The organism is Agrobacterium sp. ST15.16.055, assembly GCF_027956555.1.
Taxonomy (GTDB): Bacteria; Pseudomonadota; Alphaproteobacteria; order Rhizobiales; family Rhizobiaceae; genus Agrobacterium; species Agrobacterium salinitolerans.
Map to the genome: position 1 here is coordinate 45,659 of NZ_JAQKGN010000017.1, position 22,022 is coordinate 67,680.

At 59.4% G+C, this 22,022-nt stretch carries 23 protein-coding genes, 1 pseudogene and 1 riboswitch; of the genes and pseudogenes, 12 read left to right on the plus strand and 12 right to left on the minus strand.

Going from position 1 to position 22,022, the window contains the following annotated elements; translation table 11 throughout:
- Position 1: 1 nt before the first annotated feature.
- From PL599_RS19720 to PL599_RS19730, 3 genes are read left to right on the plus strand one after another with little or no spacing between them, the layout of a single operon-like run.
- Positions 2 to 1,003: an ABC transporter substrate-binding protein gene (locus tag PL599_RS19720; protein ID WP_269824937.1), complete on the plus strand. Its 1,002-nt coding sequence runs from the start codon at positions 2 to 4 to the stop codon at positions 1,001 to 1,003.
- A gap of 9 nt (positions 1,004 to 1,012) precedes the next feature.
- Positions 1,013 to 1,834, plus strand: coding sequence for an ABC transporter ATP-binding protein (locus PL599_RS19725; RefSeq protein ID WP_077984696.1), 822 nt, complete (start codon positions 1,013 to 1,015; stop codon positions 1,832 to 1,834).
- Complete coding sequence (locus tag PL599_RS19730; protein ID WP_077984695.1) at positions 1,821 to 2,597, plus strand: ABC transporter permease; 777 nt, start codon at positions 1,821 to 1,823, stop codon at positions 2,595 to 2,597. Before PL599_RS19725 ends, PL599_RS19730 begins: the two co-directional genes overlap by 14 nt.
- Before the next feature lie 135 nt (positions 2,598 to 2,732).
- On the opposite strand, the gene PL599_RS19735 is transcribed toward PL599_RS19730, so the two are convergent.
- Positions 2,733 to 2,930, minus strand: a complete 198-nt coding sequence (locus tag PL599_RS19735) for a hypothetical protein (protein ID WP_269824964.1) — start codon at positions 2,928 to 2,930, stop codon at positions 2,733 to 2,735.
- Positions 2,931 to 3,122: 192 nt separating this feature from the next.
- Here PL599_RS19735 and PL599_RS19740 point away from each other — a divergent pair, with 192 nt between their 5' ends.
- The 5 genes and pseudogenes from PL599_RS19740 (at position 3,123) to PL599_RS19760 (ending at position 7,999) form a co-directional block, all read left to right on the plus strand.
- Positions 3,123 to 4,280 (plus strand): alanine racemase, encoded by a 1,158-nt coding sequence (locus PL599_RS19740; protein ID WP_269824936.1) that lies wholly within the window; start codon positions 3,123 to 3,125, stop codon positions 4,278 to 4,280.
- Positions 4,280 to 4,669, plus strand: a complete 390-nt coding sequence (locus PL599_RS19745) for a RidA family protein (protein WP_269824935.1) — start codon at positions 4,280 to 4,282, stop codon at positions 4,667 to 4,669. The genes PL599_RS19740 and PL599_RS19745 overlap by 1 nt, the downstream gene beginning before the upstream one ends.
- 50 nt (positions 4,670 to 4,719) lie before the next feature.
- Positions 4,720 to 6,042 carry an NAD(P)/FAD-dependent oxidoreductase gene (locus tag PL599_RS19750; RefSeq protein ID WP_269824934.1) on the plus strand — a complete coding sequence of 441 codons (1,323 nt, stop codon included), beginning with the start codon at positions 4,720 to 4,722 and terminating at the stop codon, positions 6,040 to 6,042.
- A gap of 283 nt (positions 6,043 to 6,325) precedes the next feature.
- Positions 6,326 to 6,633 (plus strand): annotated as a pseudogene (locus PL599_RS19755) (pyridoxal-phosphate dependent enzyme); the annotation flags it as partial.
- 436 nt (positions 6,634 to 7,069) lie between these two features.
- The gene (locus PL599_RS19760) at positions 7,070 to 7,999 is read left to right on the plus strand and encodes a LysR family transcriptional regulator (protein WP_269824933.1); all 930 of its coding nucleotides are present in this window, start codon (positions 7,070 to 7,072) and stop codon (positions 7,997 to 7,999) included.
- Here PL599_RS19760 and PL599_RS19765 read toward each other — a convergent pair.
- The 5 genes from PL599_RS19765 to PL599_RS19785 all read right to left on the minus strand — a co-directional run bounded on the left by PL599_RS19765 (position 7,993) and on the right by PL599_RS19785 (position 13,551).
- Positions 7,993 to 9,414 (minus strand): aldehyde dehydrogenase family protein, encoded by a 1,422-nt coding sequence (locus PL599_RS19765; protein ID WP_269824932.1) that lies wholly within the window; start codon positions 9,412 to 9,414, stop codon positions 7,993 to 7,995. The two genes, PL599_RS19760 and PL599_RS19765, sit on opposite strands and share 7 nt — an antisense overlap.
- A gap of 163 nt (positions 9,415 to 9,577) precedes the next feature.
- A complete protein-coding gene (locus PL599_RS19770) occupies positions 9,578 to 10,486 on the minus strand; it encodes a GNAT family N-acetyltransferase (protein ID WP_269824963.1) in 909 nt (302 codons plus the stop codon).
- Positions 10,487 to 10,984: 498 nt separating this feature from the next.
- Positions 10,985 to 11,485, minus strand: coding sequence for a flavin reductase (locus PL599_RS19775; protein ID WP_137412575.1), 501 nt, complete (start codon positions 11,483 to 11,485; stop codon positions 10,985 to 10,987).
- A 26-nt stretch (positions 11,486 to 11,511) separates the two neighbouring features.
- Positions 11,512 to 12,540, minus strand: coding sequence for a methionine synthase (locus PL599_RS19780; RefSeq protein WP_077984688.1), 1,029 nt, complete (start codon positions 12,538 to 12,540; stop codon positions 11,512 to 11,514).
- A 27-nt stretch (positions 12,541 to 12,567) separates the two neighbouring features.
- A complete protein-coding gene (locus tag PL599_RS19785; RefSeq protein ID WP_269824962.1) occupies positions 12,568 to 13,551 on the minus strand; it encodes a DUF1852 domain-containing protein in 984 nt (327 codons plus the stop codon).
- Positions 13,552 to 13,830: 279 nt separating this feature from the next.
- Positions 13,831 to 14,021, plus strand: a riboswitch (cobalamin riboswitch).
- Between the two features lie 99 nt (positions 14,022 to 14,120).
- Here PL599_RS19785 and PL599_RS19790 point away from each other — a divergent pair.
- On the plus strand, positions 14,121 to 14,957 hold the full coding sequence (locus tag PL599_RS19790; protein WP_269824931.1) for an acyl-CoA thioesterase: 837 nt from the start codon (positions 14,121 to 14,123) through the stop codon (positions 14,955 to 14,957).
- A gap of 2 nt (positions 14,958 to 14,959) precedes the next feature.
- A complete protein-coding gene (locus PL599_RS19795) occupies positions 14,960 to 15,847 on the plus strand; it encodes a LysR family transcriptional regulator (RefSeq protein ID WP_191218404.1) in 888 nt (295 codons plus the stop codon).
- On the opposite strand, the gene PL599_RS19800 is transcribed toward PL599_RS19795, so the two are convergent.
- Positions 15,839 to 16,006 carry a hypothetical protein gene (locus PL599_RS19800; RefSeq protein WP_244614260.1) on the minus strand — a complete coding sequence of 56 codons (168 nt, stop codon included), beginning with the start codon at positions 16,004 to 16,006 and terminating at the stop codon, positions 15,839 to 15,841. The two genes, PL599_RS19795 and PL599_RS19800, sit on opposite strands and share 9 nt — an antisense overlap.
- Positions 16,007 to 16,063: 57 nt before the next feature.
- Here PL599_RS19800 and PL599_RS19805 point away from each other — a divergent pair, with 57 nt between their 5' ends.
- Entirely contained in the window at positions 16,064 to 16,318 is a 255-nt protein-coding gene (locus PL599_RS19805) for an ATP-binding cassette domain-containing protein (protein WP_269824930.1), read from the plus strand.
- 135 nt (positions 16,319 to 16,453) lie between these two features.
- Here PL599_RS19805 and nikE read toward each other — a convergent pair whose 3' ends face one another.
- From nikE to nikA, 5 genes are read right to left on the minus strand one after another with little or no spacing between them, the layout of a single operon-like run.
- Positions 16,454 to 17,251, minus strand: coding sequence for a nickel import ATP-binding protein NikE (gene nikE / locus PL599_RS19810; protein WP_269824929.1), 798 nt, complete (start codon positions 17,249 to 17,251; stop codon positions 16,454 to 16,456).
- Complete coding sequence (locus tag PL599_RS19815) at positions 17,251 to 18,036, minus strand: nickel import ATP-binding protein NikD (protein WP_269824961.1); 786 nt, start codon at positions 18,034 to 18,036, stop codon at positions 17,251 to 17,253. Before PL599_RS19815 ends, nikE begins: the two co-directional genes overlap by 1 nt.
- Positions 18,033 to 18,884 (minus strand): nickel ABC transporter permease subunit NikC, encoded by an 852-nt coding sequence (gene nikC / locus PL599_RS19820; protein WP_269824928.1) that lies wholly within the window; start codon positions 18,882 to 18,884, stop codon positions 18,033 to 18,035. The genes PL599_RS19815 and nikC overlap by 4 nt, the downstream gene beginning before the upstream one ends.
- Positions 18,884 to 19,828, minus strand: a complete 945-nt coding sequence (gene nikB / locus PL599_RS19825) for a nickel ABC transporter permease subunit NikB (RefSeq protein WP_269824927.1) — start codon at positions 19,826 to 19,828, stop codon at positions 18,884 to 18,886. Before nikB ends, nikC begins: the two co-directional genes overlap by 1 nt.
- 5 nt (positions 19,829 to 19,833) lie before the next feature.
- Positions 19,834 to 21,411: a nickel ABC transporter substrate-binding protein gene (nikA, locus tag PL599_RS19830; protein ID WP_269824926.1), complete on the minus strand. Its 1,578-nt coding sequence runs from the start codon at positions 21,409 to 21,411 to the stop codon at positions 19,834 to 19,836.
- A 174-nt stretch (positions 21,412 to 21,585) separates the two neighbouring features.
- Between nikA and nikR the strand changes: the two genes are divergently transcribed.
- A complete protein-coding gene (gene nikR / locus PL599_RS19835; protein WP_269824925.1) occupies positions 21,586 to 21,993 on the plus strand; it encodes a nickel-responsive transcriptional regulator NikR in 408 nt (135 codons plus the stop codon).
- Positions 21,994 to 22,022: the final 29 nt, after the last annotated feature.

The following is a 22,022-nucleotide window of genomic DNA, read 5'->3' on the forward strand; positions in this document are numbered from 1 at the left end:
TATGCGTAAATATCTGCTTGCAACCGCCGCGCTCTGTGCGCTGGCAGCATCAGCCAATGCCGAATCCGTCAGGATGAGCGTTGGCTCGTACAACCTCAACAACCTGCCTTTCCCCGTGGCTGCGAGCCTTGGCTTCTACAAGGAGGAGGGCCTTGATGTAACGACCGAGAACTTTGCCCAAGGCGGGTCGAAGGTCCTGCAGGCGCTTGTCGCGGGTTCCACGGACGTTGCCGTGGGCTTCTACGATCATACGATCCAGATGCAGTCGCAGAACAAGCATGTGGTCGGCTTCGTGCAGCTTGCCCGTAACTCGGGCCTGGTTCTCGCCGGCAAGAACGACACGGACTTCGATCCGGCCAAGCCCGAGACGATCAAGGGCAAGAAGGTCGGCATTACGTCGCCCGGCTCCTCCTCGGACTTCTTCATTCGCTATTACATGAAGCAGCATGATCTCAGCGACAACGACATCTCCATCATCGGCGTCGGTTCGGGTGCTGCAGCCGTAGCCGCTCTGCAGCAGGGCAAGATCGACCTGCTCGTCAATTACGATCCTGCCGCGACCATCGTCGTGGAACGCGGATTGGGCAAGATCCTCATCGATGCCCGTAGCGATCAGGGCGCCAGGGATGTCTATGGCGGCATCTATCCGACATCGGTCCTTTACGCGACGCAGGACTATATCGATGCCAATCCAGAAGTGGTTCAGAAAGTCACCAACGCGACGGTTCGGGCGCTGCACTGGATGAAGCAGCATTCTGCGGAAGAAATCGTGGCGAAGCTTCCCGATGATTTCGTGTCCGGCGACAAGCAGACCTACAGCAAGGCTGTCGAAGCAGCCAAGGCGATCTTCTCCGAAGACGGCAAGTTCGAGCCTGCCGATCTCGAAACGCCGCTTTCGGTTCTGAAAAGCTTCAATGATGCGGTTGCCAAGGCGACGATCGATCTCAACACCACCTACACCAACAAGTTCGTCGAGGCTGCTGCCTCGAAGGCCGCAAACTGAGAGGCCGCCATGTCTTCGCCAGCCAGAAAGCTAGAACCCGTGACGGAACTGAAGCCCCCGCCGATGGTAGCAATCGATGATGTGACCATGGCGTTCGGTTCGTTTGTTGCCGTACAAAACGTAAATCTCAAGGTCGGCGATGGCGAGTTTCTCTCCATCGTTGGGCCTACGGGATGCGGAAAGTCCACCATTCTCAACGCCATTGCGGGCCTGTTGAAGCCAGCGCAGGGCAAGGTTTCCATCGACGGTTCGCTCGTCAAGGGCGTACAGAACAACATCGGATATCTGTTCCAGCAGGACGCGCTCCTTCCCTGGAAGACAGCGTTTCAGAATGTCGAGCTTGGCTTGATGTTCCGCGGCGTTCCCGAAAATGAGCGGCGCGCCAAGGTTCAGTCCTGGCTTGAAAAGGTCGGCCTGAAGGGATTCGGAGACCGCTTTCCGCACCAACTCTCCGGTGGGCAGCGCAAACGCGTGCAGATGGCGCAGGCACTCATCACCGAGCCGAAGGTCATCCTCATGGACGAACCCTTCTCCGCATTGGATATCCATACCCGCCACCTTATGCAGAACGAATTGCTGCGCCTGTGGCAGGAGGACCGCCGTGCGGTGGTCATGATCACCCATGATCTGGAAGAGGCGATTGCGCTCGGAGACCGGGTTGTTGTTCTCGCTGCTGGCCCGAAGAGCCGCGTCATCGAGAGCTTCCCTGTCGATCTTGAACGTCCCCGCAACGTTGCGGAAATCAAACTCGATCCAAAATTCATGACGCTCTATCGCGATATATGGGCGTCCCTGCGTGGCGAAGTGGAGAAAAGCTATGCAAGCCGTTAATGTTCGTATCATCCAGGTCGTTCTTCTGGTCGTGCTTTTGGGAGGCTGGCAACTCGGTGTCACCTCGGGCGCCATCGACCGGTTCTTCTTTCCGGCGCCCTATGACATCGTCAAACAGGTGATTGATTGGGTTGCCGATGCCGGTTTTTACAAGCATGTCGGCATCACGCTGAGCGAAACGGTGCTTGGCTATCTCATCGGTACAGGTCTCGGCGTCGGCGCCGGCGTCTGGCTGGGCCTCAGCCCCTTCGTCGCCCGGGTGCTTGATCCGTTCATCAAGGCCGTGAACGCCATTCCGCGTGTGGTTCTGGCTCCGATCTTCGTGCTGTGGCTCGGCCTCGGCCTGTGGTCGAAGGTTGCGCTTGCGGTTACGCTCGTTTTCTTCGTCACTTTCTTCAACGCCATGCAGGGCGTGCGCGAAGTGAATCCGGTCGTGCTTTCCAATACTCGCATTCTTGGCGCCAAGCGTTCGGATCTGCTGCGTCACGTCTATTTTCCCGCTGCGGCGAGCTGGATTCTGTCGTCGCTGCGCACCTCCGTCGGATTTGCCGTGGTCGGCGCAATCATCGGCGAATATCTGGGAGCCTCCGCTGGCCTCGGTTATCTAATCGCCCGCTCGGAAGGCAACTTCGATGCGGTCGGCGTCTTCGCGGGCATCATCATCCTGGCGGTCTTCGTTCTTGTTATTGACCTCATTCTGGATTTTGCGGAGAAGAGGTTGATTACCTGGCGGCCGAATGCAGGCGAGGAACGTCCCGCGTAAGCGGAATGAAACAAGACTATTTCCATCGGGGCGGCCAGTCGGCCGGCCCGCTTTTTCTTTAACGACGTTGCTACACTTACTGTTAACGCCACAACGCCGCGATTGGGACAGCGGATAGCCGCTCTCCGAACGGGATCACCTTGTCATGGTCGTACATGACAATGCCTGAAACAAATCGTTCCCTTGTTGCTTTAGCCAATATTCGCGCTTGAGATCGAAGGGTACGTTCTCAACAGCGTGTGGACGCTCCATGCCGCGCGGTAGGTTAACGGTCAAACCACGAACCGCAATCACCGCGTCATCCGGCAACACAGGCTCGGTCGTAACGACCATGCCAGAGACAATATTCCTGGGCCGAAACTCTGACTGCCACGAGAAAAGCCTGCTCAAGGCAAGGCCTGGAGGTGAAGATATTAACATAAAGCTAAATCCAACATTCACTAGTCATTAATTGCAGACTTTATGAATTGGCGGCAAGTTGGGATCAAACCGGAAACCGGACTGATGGATGTAAGGACGCTCCAAATGCGTACAGAACCCAATTTCGCCAGCACGCTCGACACCCTGGAAACGCCCTGCCTTATCGTGGATGCGGATCGGATGGAGAGAAATATCACGCGGCTGCGGACGCGTCTCGATGCACTGGGCGTTTCTCTACGCCCGCATCTGAAAACTGCCAAGTCGATCGAGGCCGCCCGCAAGGTCATGACCTCGCCGGAAGGGCCTGCGACCGTATCGACCTTGAAGGAAGCCGAACAGTTCGCCGCAGCGGGCGTGCGCGACGTGATCTATGCGGTTGGGATTGCACCCGACAAGCTCGCTCGTGTCGCCGAGATGCGGTACCGCGGCATCGACCTCATGGTCGTGGCCGACAATGTCGAGCAGGCCGAGGCTATTGCCGCAGCATCCAAGGCGGCGGGTTTACGCATTCCAGCCCTCATCGAAATCGATTGCGACGGCCATCGCTCCGGCGTTCCGCCCCATGACCATGCCCGGCTGCTTCAGATCGGCGAAGTACTTGCCGCCGGCGCAGAGTTGCGCGGCGTACTGACCCATGCCGGTGATAGCTATCGCGGCGGCGGCCCGGAGGCTCAGGAACGCTTCGCCGAGGCAGAACGCCGGGCTGTCGTCGAGTCCGCGCAGGTCCTGCGCGCCGCCGGCCTGCCCTGCCCCATCGTTAGTGTCGGCTCAACGCCGACGGCTCATCACGCAAAGGATTTGACCGGCGTGACCGAAGTCCGCGCTGGAGTCTTCGTGTTCTTCGATCTGGTCATGGCCGGGATCGGCATCTGCCGGGTGGATGACATTGCGCTCAGCGTTCTCGCCACCGTCATCGGCCACCAGCGCGATAAGGGCTGGATCATCACAGATGGCGGCTGGATGTCGCTGTCGCGGGACCGCGGCACCAGCAAACAGCCCCTCGACATGGGCTTTGGTCTGGTCTGCGACATCAACGGCGAAGTTTTCAACGATGTGATCGTTGCCGATGCGAACCAAGAGCACGGGATCATTGCTGTCCGGCCGGGTTCCAACGGCCGCCTTCCAGACTTGGCCGTCGGAGACCGCGTCCGCATCCTGCCCAACCACGCCTGTGCGACCGCGGCACAGCACGGCGCCTATCATATCGTGCGCGGGGTCTCGCGCGATGTGGAAGCCGTCTGGCCGCGCTTTGGAGGCTGGTAATGACAAGATTGCTGGACATCAACACGGATGACGCGCCGCGCCCGGCTGGGCATTATGTCCAGGCAAGGCGTGGCGGTGATCATCTTTACATATCCGGCCAGTTGCCGATCCGCCCCGATGGGGAGCCCCTGCCCGACGACAGTTTCGAGACGCAGGCTGCGCAAGCAATCGACAACATGCTGGCGATCCTCAAGGCGGCCGACGGGCAGCCGACCGATCTCGTCCGCGTGACGGCGTACATCGTTGGGGTCAGCAATTGGCCGCGTTTCAACGCGGTCTATGCCGAACGGCTGGGTGAGGCGCGCCCCGCCCGCACAGTCGTTCCCGTCCCTGAACTGCACTATGACTATCTCGTCGAGATCGACGCGATTGCCGTCATTGGCCATTAAATCCAACGGGCATCCGGTCGCAAGAACACCACTCACCTAGGTCAAGATTCATGACTCCACTGCTCAGATCCATCCCAAGCGACCCGGAACTCCCGGCCAAGGCCGATGTCGTGGTCATCGGTGCCGGCATCATCGGCGCGTCCGCAGCATTTTCGCTGGCCGAACGTGGTCTCTCCGTGGCGCTACTGGAAAAAGGTCTGGTTGGCGCGGAGCAATCGAGCCGCAACTGGGGCTGGTGCCGCCGGCAGAACCGGGATGAGCGCGAATTGCCACTCTCGGGCGTCGCCATGGACCTGTGGGACGAGATCGCGGCGAAGATCGGCGAGGATGTCGGCTTCCGCCGGTGCGGCCTGTTCTATGCCACGGACAATCCGCAACAGCTGGCGGAATGGGAGCAATGGCAGACGACCGCCCGTAAGTTCGATGTCAATACGCGCATGCTGAGCCCCAAGGAGGCACATGAAAGCGTTCCGGCGCAGGGGCGTCGATGGCTCGGCGGGGTTCATTCCGTTGATGATGGCAAGGGCGAGCCGGCCATTGCCGCTCCGACAATCGCGAGCGGTGCCCGCAAGTTCGGCGCAACCATCCACCAGAATTGCGCCGCGCGCGGGCTGGATGTTGTCAACGGCGCGGTCGCCGGGGTCATCACCGAAAAGGGCACGATCAGGACACAGGCCGTCCTCAATGCCGGCGGCGCATGGGCATCCATGTTCAGCCGGCCCTACGGCGTCATATTTCCGCAGGCAAGTGTCCGCCAGACGGCGGTGCGCACAGTACCGACGGTGAATGTCGGCGATGCCCTTTACACACCCGAATGTTCGCTGACGCGCCGGCTCGATGGCAGTTACACCTTGGCCGTCAGCGGCAGGGCAACACTTGACCTGACGCCCCAGGGCATGCGCTATGCCCGCTGGTTCATGCCGATGTTCCTGAAACGGCTCAAGGCCGTACAGGTCGGCGTCAGTACGTCGATGTTCCGCGGTCCGGAAGCGCTGGCACGATGGACGATGCAGGAAACATCGCCCTTCGAGCGGATGCGGATTCTTGATCCGGCCCCCAGCAAGCGGACAATTGCCGCCATGCTGAAAGGTGTCCACGACCAGTTTCCGGCGCTTGCCGGCGTCACGATCGCCGATAGCTGGGGTTCCTATGTGGACTGCACACCGGACGCAGTGCCGGTGATTTCTGCAGTCGACCGCGTGCGCGGCTTTTATCTGGCGGCCGGTGGGTCCGGTCGCGGTTTTGGCATCGGTCCGGGCATTGGACGACTCGCGGCCGACCTGGTTGCTAATGATAAACCCTGCGTTGATCCCACGCCCTTCCGGCTGTCGCGCTTCTTTGACGGATCGAAGGTGAATGTCGGCGCGCTTTGATTGCGGTCGAGATCGCCACCGACGGATGAGCGCGCGCGTCCCTTTCGATCGCCGTCGGCAAACTTTATGCGTAAGCCGCGACGTCAATCACAACAATCTGCTTTCACCGGCAGCCTATCCGGCGATAAATGAAGACGAATATCGGGCACGGTCATCACACGAGCAGTCGCATGCGTCTGCAGGGAACCGCAAGCAAACCGAGGTCAGCGATGCAAACGCTCCTACTCAACAGGGATCAGGTGAGGCGCCTGATCGACATGCGGCAGGTGATAGGCGCTGTGGCGAAATTCTCGATGATCTATCCGACGTTGATACGGTCATCGTCCCTGTCAGCGGCGGCGGACTGATTTCGGGTATTGCCACGGCGATCAAGGAAACCACGCCGTCGGTGCGCGTCATCGGCGTAGAGCTCGCGTTGACTGCCAAATATAGCCAGAGCTGGATCAATACAAGGAGCGAATCTCCCTTCCGTTGCTGAACACGATTGCAGACGGGCTGCGGCTTTGTGTGCTGGCTGAGAAGCCGTTTCCCATCATTGAAAAATACCTCCATGAGATTATTCTGGCGAAAGACCGACATATCGTTGGTGGATAGAAGAAGCCCTGGCCGTCGATCGCCGCGCCGCCGGTAATGGACATAAAAGCGGTTAGCGGCCGTGTGGGCCTCGCCACCGCTGCGCATCTTGGCGACCATGGCACCTGCCTCGAAATCCGCATCGTCAAACACGACAAAGGGCAAGCGGTCGTGGATAAAAGCCTCATGATTTCAGATTTCCGTAAACGAAAATTATCCCGCTCATGAACCGCCCTCCAACCGGAATACCTCCTCAAAGGATGTCGGCAATGGGAGGGGTAAGACGGATGGAAAAGCCATTTTGGTTTTGCAATAGGGACGCAGATTCTACCTCGTCACCAGCGGCGGCCGCGACAATCGAGGCATTTCCGCGATTCTCCGATCAAACGTCTTGCCTCCTGAGCATGAAGATGAAAATTAATGTGATTAGAATATTAAATTCAGGACGAACTTAATGCTTACATCCGATGATCTCGCCTTTTTCTCGGTCCTTGTCGGCTCGCGATCCCTGGCGGAGAGCGCGCGCAAGCTCAACGTGACGCCGCCAGCCGTCACTCAGCGGCTGCGTGCGCTCGAAGAAAAAGTGGGTGTCAGGCTGATCGATCGAACCGGCAAAAGCCTCTTTTTGACCGAGGAGGGCTCGCTCGTCGCTTCGCACAGCGTTATCGTCAGCAACGCAATCGATGAGCTGTCAGAAGCCCTGGCGGACCGCAGGGGCGTGGTGCGGGGACATTTGAGGATCGCAGCCCCACACGGGTTCGGCAGGCAGCATGTCGCACCCGTCGTGGAGGCGTTCGCGCGCGAGCATAAGAGCGCGCTCGCCACGCTGGAACTGTCCGACCACCCTTCCGCCTTGCTCATCGAGAGTTTCGAAGTGATCATTCACATCGGCGCGCGGGGACATCTCGACCAAGTGGTAACGACGCTGGCGCCGAACCGGCGCATTCTCTGCGCCAGTCCGCACTATCTGACTTCGGCGTCGCCGATTTTGGAGCCGGCAGATCTCGCCAGGCATCGCTGCCTTGCCGTCCGCGAGAACGAAGAAGACGTGACGCTGTGGCGTTTCACCGGGCCCCGGCAGGAGACTGCGACAGTGCGTATCAATCCAGCCATGTCGAGCAATGACGGTTCGGTCATCCGAGACTGGGCACTGGCGGGCCAGGGCGTGATGATGCGGTCGGAATGGAGCGTCGCTGAAGACCTCGTCGCCGGCCGATTGCAGGAAGTGCTGCCCGACTGGCAGCTTCCCTCGGCCGACATCATCGCCATGCTGGGATCGAGGCACGGGCGGAGCGCCCGCTCCACCGCTTTCTTGAAGCTCCTGCGTCAGTCGCTCAAGCCGCCGCCATGGCGAAGCGGCAACTTGGCATCAGTCGGTCAGTAGCCGAGGATTGACTTCGTCTCGAGATATTCCTCAAGTCCGTGGACGCCGTATTCGCGCCCATTGCCCGACTGCTTGTAGCCGCCGAATGCCGCCGCACCGTTCCAAGCCGGATAATTGATATGAACCTGACCCGCGCGGATCCGGCTCGCCACGCGTCTCGCCCGGTCGATATCGCCTGACTGCACATGCGCGCCGAGACCGTAGACCGTGTCGTTGGCGATTGTGATAGCCTCTTCCTCGTCCTTATAGGGCATGATCGCCAGGACAGGGCCGAAGATTTCCTCGCGCGCGATGCGCATGTCAGGCGTGACGTCGGAAAAGACCGTCGGCTGTGCGAAAAAGCCGCTCTCGATCCCGCCAGGACGACCAGGTCCGCCTGCCACGAGCTTGGCCCCGCCATCGATGCCGGCCCTGATCATAGTCTGAACGCGTTCGAACTGGGCGCGGTTGGCGATCGGCCCCATCGTTGTCGCGGCGTCGCGCGGATCGCCAACCACCATGGCATGGACGGTGTTGCGTGCCAGTTCCTCCACTTGGGAAAGCCGGTGCGCTGGCACTAGCATCCGCGTCGGCGCGCTGCAGGATTGGCCGGCATTGCGCATGCCCGCCTGCAGTCCTTTCGGGACCGCGATTTCGAAATCGGCATCATCCAGCAGGATGTTGGGCGACTTGCCACCCAATTCCTGAACCACGCGCTTGATGGTCGGTGCGGCCGCCTGGGCGACCAGCACGCCTGCACGCGTCGAGCCGGTGATGGAGATCATGTCGACATCCGGATGGCTGGACAGAGCAGCACCAACGGCCTCGCCCGTGCCGTTGACCAGGTTGAACACACCGGGCGATGTGCCCGCATCGTGCATCAGTTCGGCAAACAGCACTGCGCTGTAAGGCGAAAGCTCGCTGGGCTTCAGGACAATCGTACAGCCAGCGGCAATCGCGGGCGCCACCTTGGCGGTGATCTGGTAGAGAGGCCAGTTCCAGGGGGTGATGAGGGCACAGACGCCGATGGCCTCTTTCGCTGTCGCGAGGCCTCCGTTCACCGACAGGAACGGATATGTCTCGAGCGTCTCCATCTGGACGCGGATATGTTCGGCAGCAAAGAAGACCTGCGACGACCGGGCAAAGCTGATCGGCGTCCCCATTTCGCTCACGATCGCCTGAGCGAACAGCTCGGCGCGTTCCATGACGAGCGCATGCATTCTTTTCAGAAGCGCAAGCCGCTCCGGGATACTCGATTGGGCAAAACTGGGAAAGGCCTTGCGCGCGGCGGCCACGGCCAGGTCAACGTGGCGGGCGCTTCCGGCAGGGACATGGCCGGTAACCTGTTCAGACGCCGGATCGACGACCGGCAGCAGGTTCACATCGGCGAATGCCTGCCACTCGCCGTTGATGTAAAACTGGTTCTCTCGTTTCATCGCTACGTCTTCTCCTTGGTCCTGCACGACGTATTCCGTGCGCTTCGAACAGGATGACTGAAAGGGCAAGAGATCGACAGTCGATCTCGCCTGAGTGCCCGGTTAAGGCTGGGCTTAACAACGGCGGCCCGAATGGGCAGGCCGGCCGGTCACCTCAGCATGATCAGCCAAGTGTCTGGCTGGCCAGTGAGTAAGTCACCGGCGCACGCGTTCCCTCCGTCGCAAAATCCGCAAGCCGCTTGCCCCGCGACATGGTCAGTACGGTATCGTAGACGGTAAGACCGCTGCGCTGCACGAAGAGTGCAAAGTCACCTGTTTCGTAGTGCGTATCGAGACGCAGGAACCGACCCTCATGATCGCGGATATGCGGCGAAACGACAGCGACGGCCTCCTCGTCGTTCGAGGCCACAATCGGCCCGACGACATGGCCGCGCCCGAACCGGCGACAGAGGGCAAAAGCCTTCAGCACGCCATCGCGGAAAAGGCCGTAGCCTCGCGAATGGGCCATGAGCTTTTCGATGACGCCTGAGCGCACCACGCCAAAGGCCGCCGCGTCGAGCGCCGTCACTGCGGCGAGATCATCAGCGCCCAAGACCCGCAAGTCGCCGGCAAAATCCTGCTCGACGGGCGCATCGGTGACGATACCCTGGCACTGATAAACAATCTTTTCCGGCACGAAGTCGAGGGACAGGTAAAGCCTCTGGGCAGCCCGCGTTGCGTTGAGGCGCAGGTCTATGCCGTCAAGATCTTGTAGCGCATATTCCATCAGCCAGAGGCCCGTGCCATGCGTCTGCAAGCGCGGCGAGGTGATGACCATGCCGATCGTTGCGAGCTCGGGCGATTGACGGAACCACATGGCGGAACTCATGATGCGGCCGATGTCATCGATCGCAACGACGCCTTTGCCGACGTCGCGCAAGAACTGCCAGTCCTGCGGGCGGTGCGGCCAGCCGACCGAAATCGACAGCGCATGAAGCTGCTCAAGGTCCGCCCTCGCCATATCGTCGATCTGCATCGCGAAGGCGTCGATCTGGTTTCTTTCTCCGAGCTTGAGGATTTCACTCACACGCATGTCCTCTATCAATTCCCACCATTTCGTGCCGCTCGTGGCGCATAGCGGCTCGATCATAACCCCACCGCGCCGCAGCTTTTGCTCGAAATCAGTGGAGCTTTGCAACATTTCACCGAAACGGTGATGCGTTCGGCATCACATCCTTCACAATGCCGTGCCCGATAGCTGTCGAACCGTGCCAAAGACGGCCGAAGCCTGCACCCGTGACCCGGTGAACGTGGCTGAAGTTCTGGAAAAACTGGTTTGCTTCATTAGCGTGTTCAGGACGCTGAATGCCGCGATCGTCGAATGGACCGAACGACTGCTGGTCGCAGCCCTGCGACGTCGAGGGCATCAGGAGGGGATGGCACAAACCCCTCGCTCCCGCCCCCTGAACCTGTAGAACCCCGAAATGGAGCTATTGCAAAACATGGATTCCATCTTGTGCGTTACATACAACAGAGTTTCGGAGGATGTGGTGGGAGAGGTGAACGCCGGTGTCACGACGGCCTGTATCCGCTATCCCTTGAGATAGCGACGCATGCAGTAGAGCAGCGTTGCCTGCTCTTCGCTCTCGCGAATGTCGATCACGCACCCGAAAAGAATTCGGTGCGTTGCTTCGTCGACGGCATTGGTCAGCTCGCATTCAAAGCTGACCGAGGCGTCAGCCAGAATCGGGACACCCGTGAGGCCGTCTTTCCATTCGCCAAGCGCAAATCGATCCTTCACCGGTCTCTTTCCGCCGAAAGCGTTCGAGATATCCTCCTGGCCCGGCATCAGCGTGTTGACGCAGAAGTGTCGCGCACGCTCAAACGCATGAAAAGATGAGCTGGCTCGATTGATGCAGACGAGAAGTGTCGGCGGCGTGTCGCTGACACTGCAAACAGCCGATGCGGCGAAGCCGTAACGCTTCCCGCCGTATGTGGTGGTGACGACGTTGACCGCAGAGCCGAGACGCGACATGCCGTTGCGAAACGTGGCTTTGTCCACAATATCGAAGCGGTGGTTCACCATGTTCATGTCGGCCTCCTGCGGCTCCGGTAACGCTAGGCTGACAGTTCTTTTCGAACGATTTCCGCACCTGCGGCGAGAGCATTCAGCTTGCCTCGTGCTACCCGGCGAGACAGGGGTGCCATGCCACAATTGGTACAAGGGCAAAGTTTGTCGGCATCGACAAACTGAAGTGCCTTTCGCAGAGTAGCGGCCACTTCCTCCGGCGTCTCGATGGTATTGCTCGCAACATCGATCGCTCCGACCATCACCTTCTTGCCGCGAACCAGTTCCATAAGATCCATCGGAACGTGAGAGTTGTGGCATTCCAGGGAGATCATGCCGATGCTGGATTTCTGCAGCTTGGGGAAAGTTTCCTCATACTGCCGCCACTCCGACCCAAGAGTCTTTTTCCAGTCCGTATTGGCCTTGATACCGTAGCCGTAGCAAATATGAACGGCAGTCTCACATTTCAGGCCTTCGATTGCCTTTTCCAGAGTGGCAACACCCCAGTCATTCACCTCATCGAAGAAGACATTAAATGCGGGTTCATCGAACTGGATGATATCCACCCCGGCAGCCTCCAGTTCTCTAGCCTCCTGGTTCAGGATCCCGGCGAATTCCCAGGCCAGCTTTTCGCGACTTTTATAGTGATCGTCGAAGAGCGTATCGATCATCGTCATCGGCCCCGGCAGAGCCCATTTGATCGGCTGTTTGGTCTGCTGACGCAGGAACTTGGCGTCTTCGACAAAAACCGCCTGTTTGCGCGACACGGCGCCGACGACTGTCGGAACGCTCGCATCATAGCGATCCCGGATTCTGACGGTCTCACGTTTTTCGAAATCGACACCATCGAGATGCTCGATGAATGTCGTGACGAAATGCTGGCGCGTTTGCTCGCCGTCGCTGACGATATCGATACCTGCCTGCCGCTGGTCGTCCAAGGACAAGCGCAAGGCGTCCTGCTTGCCCTCGATCAGTTCGTCATCCTGCAATTTCCAAGGCGACCAGAGTTTCTCAGGCTCTGCAAGCCATGAAGGTTTCGGCAAGCTGCCGGCGGTTGACGTGGGCAACAGTGTTTTCATGATGGGGGACCTTATGCTTTCAGTTCATCAAAGGGCGTGTTTGGTAGACCATTGCTCAAGAACAGTCCCATAGGGTTTGATGAAGTGCTCCTCAGCGAACCTTCCCTGCTCGACAGCCAGCCGGCTACGCTCTTCGCGATCGTAGACGATACGCGTCAATGAGTAGTCCTGATGCCCGAGACTCGGACGATAACAGGCCCCTGCCGCGGAATTGGCATTATAAATTTCGGGCCGGTAAATCTTCTGAAAAGTCTCCATGGTGCTGATTGTGCCGATGAGCTCGAGATTGGTGTAATCGTCGAGCAGATCACCGAGGAAATAGAATGCAAAAGGCGCGACGCTGTTCGGCGGCATGAAAAAGCGAACCTTCAATCCCATTTTCTGGAAGTATCGATCGGTCGACGACAATTCATCCTGCTGGTATTCGACACCCAATACAGGGTGCTGATTACCGGTCCGGCTGTATGTCCTGCTGCTGGAGGCACTCAGGCAGATGACCGGAAGTTTTTGAAAGTGTTCTTTGTAGGCATCTGAATTCAGGAAACACTTGAACAGGTTTCCATGCAGATCACCAAAATTCTCCGGCGTGCCAAATGCCAGGCGATCCTTATTGTAAGCCGGCAGCACGACGCTGAAGTCATAATCCCGAACATACGAGGAGAAATTATTCCCTACGATGCCTTCGATGCGTTCGCCTGTCTTATGATCGACGATATTCGTTTTCAGGATTTCGATCAGGGGGAAAGCATCAGTGTTGCCTTCAGCATCAATCCTCATCTCGACGGAAACGATCTCGAGCTGGACAGAATAACGATCGTTTTTCGGATTGTCCCAATGCGCCAAGGCGTTGAAGCGATTGTCGATCATCCTCAGCGCGTTGCGCAAATTCTCCCGGCGGCTCTCCCCTCTGGCCAGATTGGCGAAGTTAGTCGTGAGCCGCGTATTTTCCGAGGGTTGATAATCCTCGTCAAAAGGAATGCTCTTGAGAGAGAACGTAAATTCACCGCTCATGGCAATATTGTTCTCATGGACCGAGAAAAACCCTGAATCTGTTTCTTTTTCTTTCAGTGCTCTCATTTTTCTCTCGTGTTTCTCAATCAACAATCTTTAGCTTGTCTATGGCCTGGAGCGCGCCCCTCTTATGCCTGAGCCGTTGATGGAGAAAAATTGATTTCATTTCATTGAAGCATGAGCCGTCCTCATGGTTTTGGGTAAGCGGCATGGCTTGCGGGACAAGTGGGTCTGGCCCGCCGACCGGAAACGAGGCCTTGACCCCACGAGCGGCATGGGACATTGGTTTACCGTCGTGGTTCTGTGGACGACAGTCCGGAGCTAAGAGGGAATTCGGTCAGATGCCGGAGCTGCCCCCGCAACTGTAAGCGGCTAGCGAACGTCCATTTTTGTCACTGGGTTTATCCCGGGAAGACGGGCGGGAGCGGTCATCCGCGAGCCAGGAGACCTGCCACGACAGATAACGTCCACGGGCGGGGTGTCCCGGAGTGCCGCTTTCGCGATCGGCATCTCCGCGCCGTCGTCTCTGCGTCATTGCCCAGCCCTGCCACAACCTGATGGCAGCGCCGATGATCAGCACCGACACGACAGACAAGCCCATGCAGCACCTGTCGACAACACAACTCGTCGATATCGTCTTCCCTGGTGACACAAACCATCACGGAACCCTGTTCGGAGGGACCGGCCTCGCCCTTATGGATCGAGTCGCTTTCATCGCGGCGACCCGCTTCGGGCGCGCACCATTTGTGACCGCGTCCTGCGAACGTATCGATTTCAAACAGCCCGCACGCATCGGGCACATCGTCGAATTCACGGCAAGACCCGTCAAGGCTGGCCGCCGTTCCCTGACTGTTGAGGTCGAGATGGTGGCAGAGACGATTGTCGGCCGTCAACGGCATACCTGTACGCGCGGCGTCTTCCATATGGTTGCCGTTCCAGAGGGCGAGAACGCGGCGCATTACGCCTTACCCAAACTGCTTCCCGAGGACGCGCCGGGCGAAAGCGATATGCTTGCCATGGTCGAAATCGTCTTTCCGGATCAGGCTAACAGCGTCGGCCGGATGTTCGGGGGCGAGGCAATCGCCTACATGACAAAAGCTGCGTTCGTGACGGCATCGCGCTACTCCGGCAAGCTAGTGGTGCTGGCATCATCCGAGCGTATCGACTTCGCAAGGCCAATCGAGATCGGCGAAATCGTCGAGGCGGAGGCACGTGTCGCGAGCGTTGGCCGCAGTTCCATGTCCGTCGAGACAAAACTCTGGTCGGAAAACCTTCTGACGGGCGAGCGGCATATCACGGCTACCGGACATTTCACCATGGTCGCGGTCGACGAAGATCACCGGCCGGTTACTGTTCGAGACAGCGAACAGATAGAAGTCTTTCCCCTCGACCAAGGAGGCGCATAACGATGCTGGACAGGCAACATCTGTCGATCCTGCGCGAAGTCGATCGCATGGGCAGTCTGACGGCGGCGGCAGAACGGCTGAATGTGACCCAGTCCGCGCTGAGCCACACGATTCGCAAGCTCGAAGAACGCTATGGCGTCGCCATGTGGGAAAAGGACGGCCGCAATCTTCGTCTCACCGAGGCCGGCCGCTACATCGTCGCGCTGGCGCAGCGCGTCCTGCCACAGATCGAAAGGGCTGAGGATGTCTTGTCCGACTACCGCTACGGACAGCGAGGCTCGCTCAAGATCGGGATGGAATGCCATCCCTGTCACCAATGGCTGATGGGCGTGACAAAGCCCTATCTGGTAGACTGGCCGCATGTGGACCTGGAACTGACGACATCATTTGCTTTTGGCGGCGTGGCGGCGCTGACCGGATACGAGATCGATATCCTGATCACCCCGGACCCGATCGAAGCGCCTAGCATCCATTATCTACCGGTGTTCGACTACGAACTGGTTCTTGCGGTACCGGCCGATCACTCTCTGGCGGCCAAGGACCATGCCGAACCTGCGGATCTGCTGGATGAAACGCTCTTCACCTATCCTGTGCCACCCGAGCGGCTGGATGTGTTCACGCATTTCCTTGCGCCTGCAAATTGCCGCCCGCGCCACCACCGGAATGTCGAGACCACAGAAATGATGCTACAGCTCGTCGCAGCCGGTCGCGGCGTCAGCGCCATCCCGAACTGGCTGGTGCGTCGGGAAGCCGCCGAGCTCGGAGTTCGTCCCGTCAGTATCGGCAAATCAGGGATACAGAAGAGTATTCACCTCGGTTTGAGAAGCGGCGAAGAGGCCGTTGACTTCATCGCCGGTTTTCTCGCGACGTCGCGCATGGCCTCAGCCTGACACGTCGTTGTCAGCATCGACATTGCTGTAATAGAGCTTGCCGATCTCGATCGGCTCACGGCCCTGGCTGCGGCGGTGGATATTGCTGTCGCGCAGGGAACAGACGCCGCCGCAATATGCCTGCTGGTAAAACTCGTCGCGTTTGCTGACATCAATCATCCCTCAATGATAGCGCCATCGCCTCAGGTGAGCTCAGCGACCAATGATGGCGTTCAAATGCCGCATTGTACACAACCAGATGAGGTGTCTGGAGGAGAGCTCCAGCGTCTTGCAATTGCCCGTTTCCTGCTGTTCAAGCCAACCTGCCTGGTAGCCGATGAGCCGACCTCAAGGCTCGATCCGCTGGTGCAAAGGCAGACGATAGAGCTTCTCCGCGCTCTCGTGGATGAGCAGCGCATGAGCCTTCTGCTGACCAGCCATGACCTCCGTCTTGTCCGGGCGGTGGCTGATGACGTCGTCCAGCTAGGTTGAGAATTGGACCAACATGGGGCGGATTGGCGGATGAGAACAGGCAGTGAAGAGCGGATTTGCTGAGTTGAGGACTAAGTTATTGGTTATACTCGATACTCAACATACGCGAAGCAGTGCCTTCTAACGCGTCGAGACCTACACGCAACCGGAGCGCTTGTGGGGTAGAGCCGGCAAAACGGCGTCCTTCAGGAGACGAGACGCCGGATGCGACAGCCGCTCGATCTCCCCCGTCGCACATTCTTCGACGATTTTACCTTCCTCCATCACGATAACCCTGTCGGCAAAACGCTCGACCAGCCTTAGATCGTGGGTGACGAAGAGGTAAGCAATACCTTGTTTCTTCTGCAATTCGGATAGCAACGCGAGCGCCGAGGCCTGAAGGTGGATATCGAGGTTCGACACGGCTTCGTCGAGAATGATCAGCTTGGGTTTCGGCGCGAGCGCGCGGGCGATGCAGATCCGCTGCAACTGGCCCCCGCTGACCTGCGATGGCAGCCGATCGGCGATGTCGGCCGACAGCTGCACCATGTCGAGCAGTTCGGCGACGCGGGCGTCACGCGCGGATGCATCGAGGCCTGTCAGGTGCCTGAGCGGCTCGCTGATGGCGGCCCGGACATCGAGGCGCGGGTTTACCGCACTCAGGGAGTCCTGAAACACCAGCGTCACTTCGCGGCGAAACAGCCGTTCGCCTTTTCCAAGCTTATCGATTGGCGTGCCCCGGTAGGACACCGCACCGCTGTCGAGCCGTTCAAGCCCGCACAACAAGCGGGCGAGCGTGCTCTTGCCGCAACCACTGCGGCCGAGAAGGGCAACGGTCTCACCATCGTTGATCGAGAGCGAAACCTGATCCAGCACTTTACGCGGCGCGCTGGCCCCGACCACCGAGAAAGTCCGATAGGTTTTGCTGATGTTATCGGCGCTGATCAGGATCATCAGGCAAGCTCCATTCCGTAAAGCGCGAGATGGGCCTCCACCAGCATGCGCGTGACCTCATGGCGTGGAGTGCTGAAGATCTCCTCGACCGGCGCCTGCTCCACCAGCATGCCGAAATCCAGCACCGCGACGTCGTCGGCGAGCCTTGCCACCACGCCCATGTCGTGCGTAACCAGCAGGACGCCGAGGCCACGCTCCCGCACAAGCTTTTCGATCAGCTCAAGGATGCGCATCTGCACGACGAGGTCCAGGTCGGTCGTCGGTTCGTCGGCAAAGAGGTAGGGGGCTTCGCTCAGCAACGCCAATGCGATCATCATGCGTTGAAGCATGCCGCCACTCATCTCGAAGGCATGCATGTCAAGAACCCGCTGCGGCTCCTCCAGGCCCACTTCGGCCATGGCCAGTTCAATCCCGTGCTCCGCGTCCGCTCCATGGCGATCAAGCGCTTTCAACGTTTCGACCGCGTGGTCGCGCATGGTAAGGACGGGATTGAAGGCGCTGCGCGGGTTTTGCATGATCGTCGCGACATGCCTGCCACGCAACTCCCGCGCTGGCATCGATTTGCCGTCTAGCAGCACTTCGCCGGCTTCGAGCAGCACGCCCGGCGGCAATACCCCGAGACTTGCCGCACAGGCCATGGATTTGCCCGATCCGCTGGCGCCGACCAGGGCCAGCACGCGGCCTGGCTGCAGCGTCAAAGACAGGTCATCGACAAGAACATGTGCATGGTCGCCATGAGGCGCGGTCACCGTCACGTTGCGAATGGAAAGGCTCTTCGCTGTCAGTGGCAATGTTCTGCCCTCAGATGCGGGTCGAGGCGGTCGCGCAGCGCATCGCCGAGGATGTTGAAGGCCATGACGGCGATGAACAGCGCAAAACCGGGCCAGAAGATCAGCATCGGCGCGGTCCAGACGAATTGCCTTGCATCGCTGATCATCACGCCCCATTCGGCAGTCGGCGGCGTCACGCCGAGGCCGAGGAACGACAGGCCGGAGACATGGAGCATCATATGGCCGATATCGAGTGTCGCGAGCACCAGGAGCTGCGACAGTGTAGCGGGCAGCAGGTGCTCGACGAAGATACGGATTGGCCCCGCGCCACTGAGACGCGCCGCCAGCAGGAATTCCCTGTGCCGCAGCGACAGCACGATGCCGCGGACGATGCGCGCGTACCATGCCCAGTGCGATAGCGCGATCGCGATGATGACATTGACGAGGCCGGTTCCGAGCATGCCAATCATGAAGAGTGCCAGAACCAGCGTCGGGAAGGTGAGGAACACATCGGTGATCCGCATGATGATCTGGTCGACACGACCGCCGATAAAACCGGATATGCCGCCGATGGTGATACCGAGACCCAGGATCACCACGAGGGTGATTGCCACGGAGCCGAGCGACACGCGCGTGCCCGCGATCAGCCGCGAAAGAATATCCCTGCCGAGATGATCGGTTCCGAGCAGAAAGGTCGCGTCGGGCGCCCGCAGCCGCTGGGTCAATTCGACCTGGTCGGGATCGTGCGGCGATATCCACGGCCCCGCGATTGCCGCCAGCACAAGAAGGACGATGATGCAGCAAGCGATATAGGTGCTGAGGCGCGGCGCGAGGATTTTCGCCCGTGTCGGTGAGACGGTCATTATTCGACCCCTTCGGCGGATAGCCGGATGCGCGGATCGGCCCAGGCATAGATGATATCGACGATCAGGTTGCAGACGACGAAGATCGTTACCATGACCAGCGTGAAACATTGGATGACGGGATAGTCCCGGTTCATGATGGCCGAAACGGCATAACGTCCGACGCCGGGCCAGCCGAATATGCTTTCGATCACCAGCGTACCGCCCAGCAGTTCGCCGATATGCATGCCCATTGCCGTGATGATCGGCAGCCAGGCATTGCGCAGGATATGTGACCTCTCCACCTCTCTCTCCGAGAGGCCTCGCAGACGGGCGTAGCGGACATGTCGCTGGCCCGCGACTTCAAGCATGCTGGCGCGCAGCAGCCGGGCATTGATGGCGAGCGACATGAAGGAAACCGCAATTGCCGGCATGACGATATTTGCGATACCGCTGCGGCCCATCGGTGGCAACCAGCCAAGGTGCACCGAAAACACCATGACCAGCAGGAAGCCGAGCCAGAAGTTCGGCATGGAAACGCCGAGAAAGGCGAGGAAACGGACCGCCTGATCGGGCCAGCGCTCACGATATCGCGCGGCCCAGACACCGAGCGGGACGGAAATACCGATTGTCAAAGCCAGCGCCACACCGGCGAGTTGCAGCGTCGCCGGGACGAAATGGAGGAGATCCGGCAGCACGGGCCGCTGCGTCGCATAGGATACTCCGAAATCACCGCGCACCGCGTTGCCGAGCCAATCGAAATACTGAACGGCGATGGATCGATCGAGTCCTAGCATCTGGCGCGCATCGGCGAGCGCCTGCGGCGTCGGCGGCACTTTGGACAGACGCAGGTAATCCATGGCCGGGTCACTCGGCCCCAATCGCAGCATCAGAAAGATGACGAGCGAGGCGCCGAGCAACATGGGCACGAGCAGGATGACCCGCCGGAGAATGAACCCGGTCATGGAACTCAGTTCGCCTTCGGCGCCAGGCGATCGAAGGGTATCTCGCTCGACATCGCGCCAAAGGGGATTGCACCGACTTCGGGCTTGGCAACGGCGATGGCCGTGACATAGGTCAGCGGCAGATAGACCGCCTCTTCATGGAGCCGCGCCAGGATATCCCGGTACAGCGCCTGCCGTGCCGTCTCGTCGGTGGAAATCAGCACCTTGCCGATCTTGGCATCGATCTCGGCTTTGTCCGGCAGGCCGAGCTGCGCCTGATAGTCAGCATGGGAGGGAACGCGCATCGAGCTTACGAAGGCGTGCGGATCGTAAGGAGCGCCCCAGGTGCGGTTGAAGATCAGCCCGAAGCGGCCATCGTGCTGGCGCGCATAGATCGCGCTCTCCTCTTCGCCGGTCAGCTTCACATCGATGCCGATCTTGCGAAGATCGGCCTGGACGATCTCGGAAATCGACTTGCTGATAGCGTCCGTGCCGATGAAGCAGAGTTCGATGGACAGCGGCTGCCCATCTTTGCTGCGGACACCGCCGCCTTCGCTTTTCCAGCCGGCTTCGTCGAGTAGCCGCTTCGCCTCGGTGGGATCATAGGCATAGGGCTTGAGGCCGATATTCGCATAGGGGACATTGGTGGCGAACAGGGTGTCTGCCCGGCGCTGCGTGCCATAGAGGATGGTCGCGATCATCGTGTCCTTGTCCACCGCGTGATTGATCGCCTTGCGGACGGCCAGGTCGCGGGTGGCACCTTGATTGGTGTTGATGGCGAGAACGCGTGTTTCCAATGGCTCGGACAGCGCTGCCGTAACGGTGCCCATCTTGCTGAACCGCTCATAGGTATCAGGTGAGATCGGGCCGTCCGTGCCGTAGATCAGATCGATCTCGCCGGTTTCGAAGGCAATGGCGCGGGTGTTCGCATCGGGGATTACCTTAACGGTGACCTTGTCATAGGCCGGCTTCTGTCCCCAATAGCCGTCATTGCGCGTGAAGACGTCGCGTTCGCCGAGAAGGGTTTCGGTTAGCTTCCAAGGCCCCGTGCCGACCGGCGCCACAATACCGTCCTTGGTGCCGCCATTCTTGAACTGCGAAGGCGCGACGAAACGGAACGGGCGCGGAAGCGCCAGTTCCTGCAGCAGCGGATAATAGGCCTCCTTCAGCGTAACCTTCAGCCTGTAGGGATCGACGACCTCGGTCGAGACAATCTGGTTGGCAAGCTCCAACCATGCATGGCGCGAGCGGTTGGCGAGCACCGCATCGAAGTTCGCCTTTGCCGCTGCAGCGTCGAATGTCTCGCCATTGGAGAATTTGACATCTTCGCGCAGCTTGAACGTATAGCTGCGCCCATCGGCGGAGCTTTCCCAGGATTCCGCAAGCCACGGCTTGATCGTGCCGTCGGCTTCATAGCGAACCAGCGTTTCATAGACCATGTTCTGCGCGAACATCTGATTGGGCGAATACAGATGCGGATTGAGCGGCCCGACATTCATCGGCCATGAAAAATTGAGGTTCTGCTCGGCAAGGGCGTGGGACGCGGAAAACGAAGCGGCAAGCGACAATGCGAATGCGAGGCCGCGCAATGTGTTCTTGAACATGAAACTGATCTCTCAGGAAATCCGATGGAAAGTATGCTGATTTGCAAAGAACATCATACTTGCAGTGCCGTCAATCCCGACATACGCTGTTTGCCGTACTTCCGACTGGACAATAGGCGACGCGGAGGCCAGAACCATCTGACCTTGTGGGCTGATGTCAGGAAGGATTTGGCTATGCACCGGATTACGATCACCATCGATGACGACCTCATGGCGGAACTCGACCGTGCCATCGAGACCAAAGGTTATCAGAACCGATCGGAAGCCTTGCGAGACCTGGCACGCGCTGGCCTGAAGCAGGCGGCGCAGGAACAGGGCTCCAACCAGAACTGCGTCGGCGTCTTGTCCTATGTCTACGACCACGCTGCCCGCGATCTGGCCCGCCGACTGACCAGCACGTTCCATGACCACCATGACTTGACCATTGCCAGCATGCATGTGCATCTCGATGCCGAGAACTGTCTTGAAGTCGGCGTACTCAAGGGGCCGATGGGCGAGGTTCAGCATTTTGCCGATCACGTTATCGCCGAGCGTTCCGTGCGTTATGGTCGCCTGCATATTGTCCCGGCACACAAGTCCTGAAGCCTGACCGGCAGGCCAGATGGGCCTGA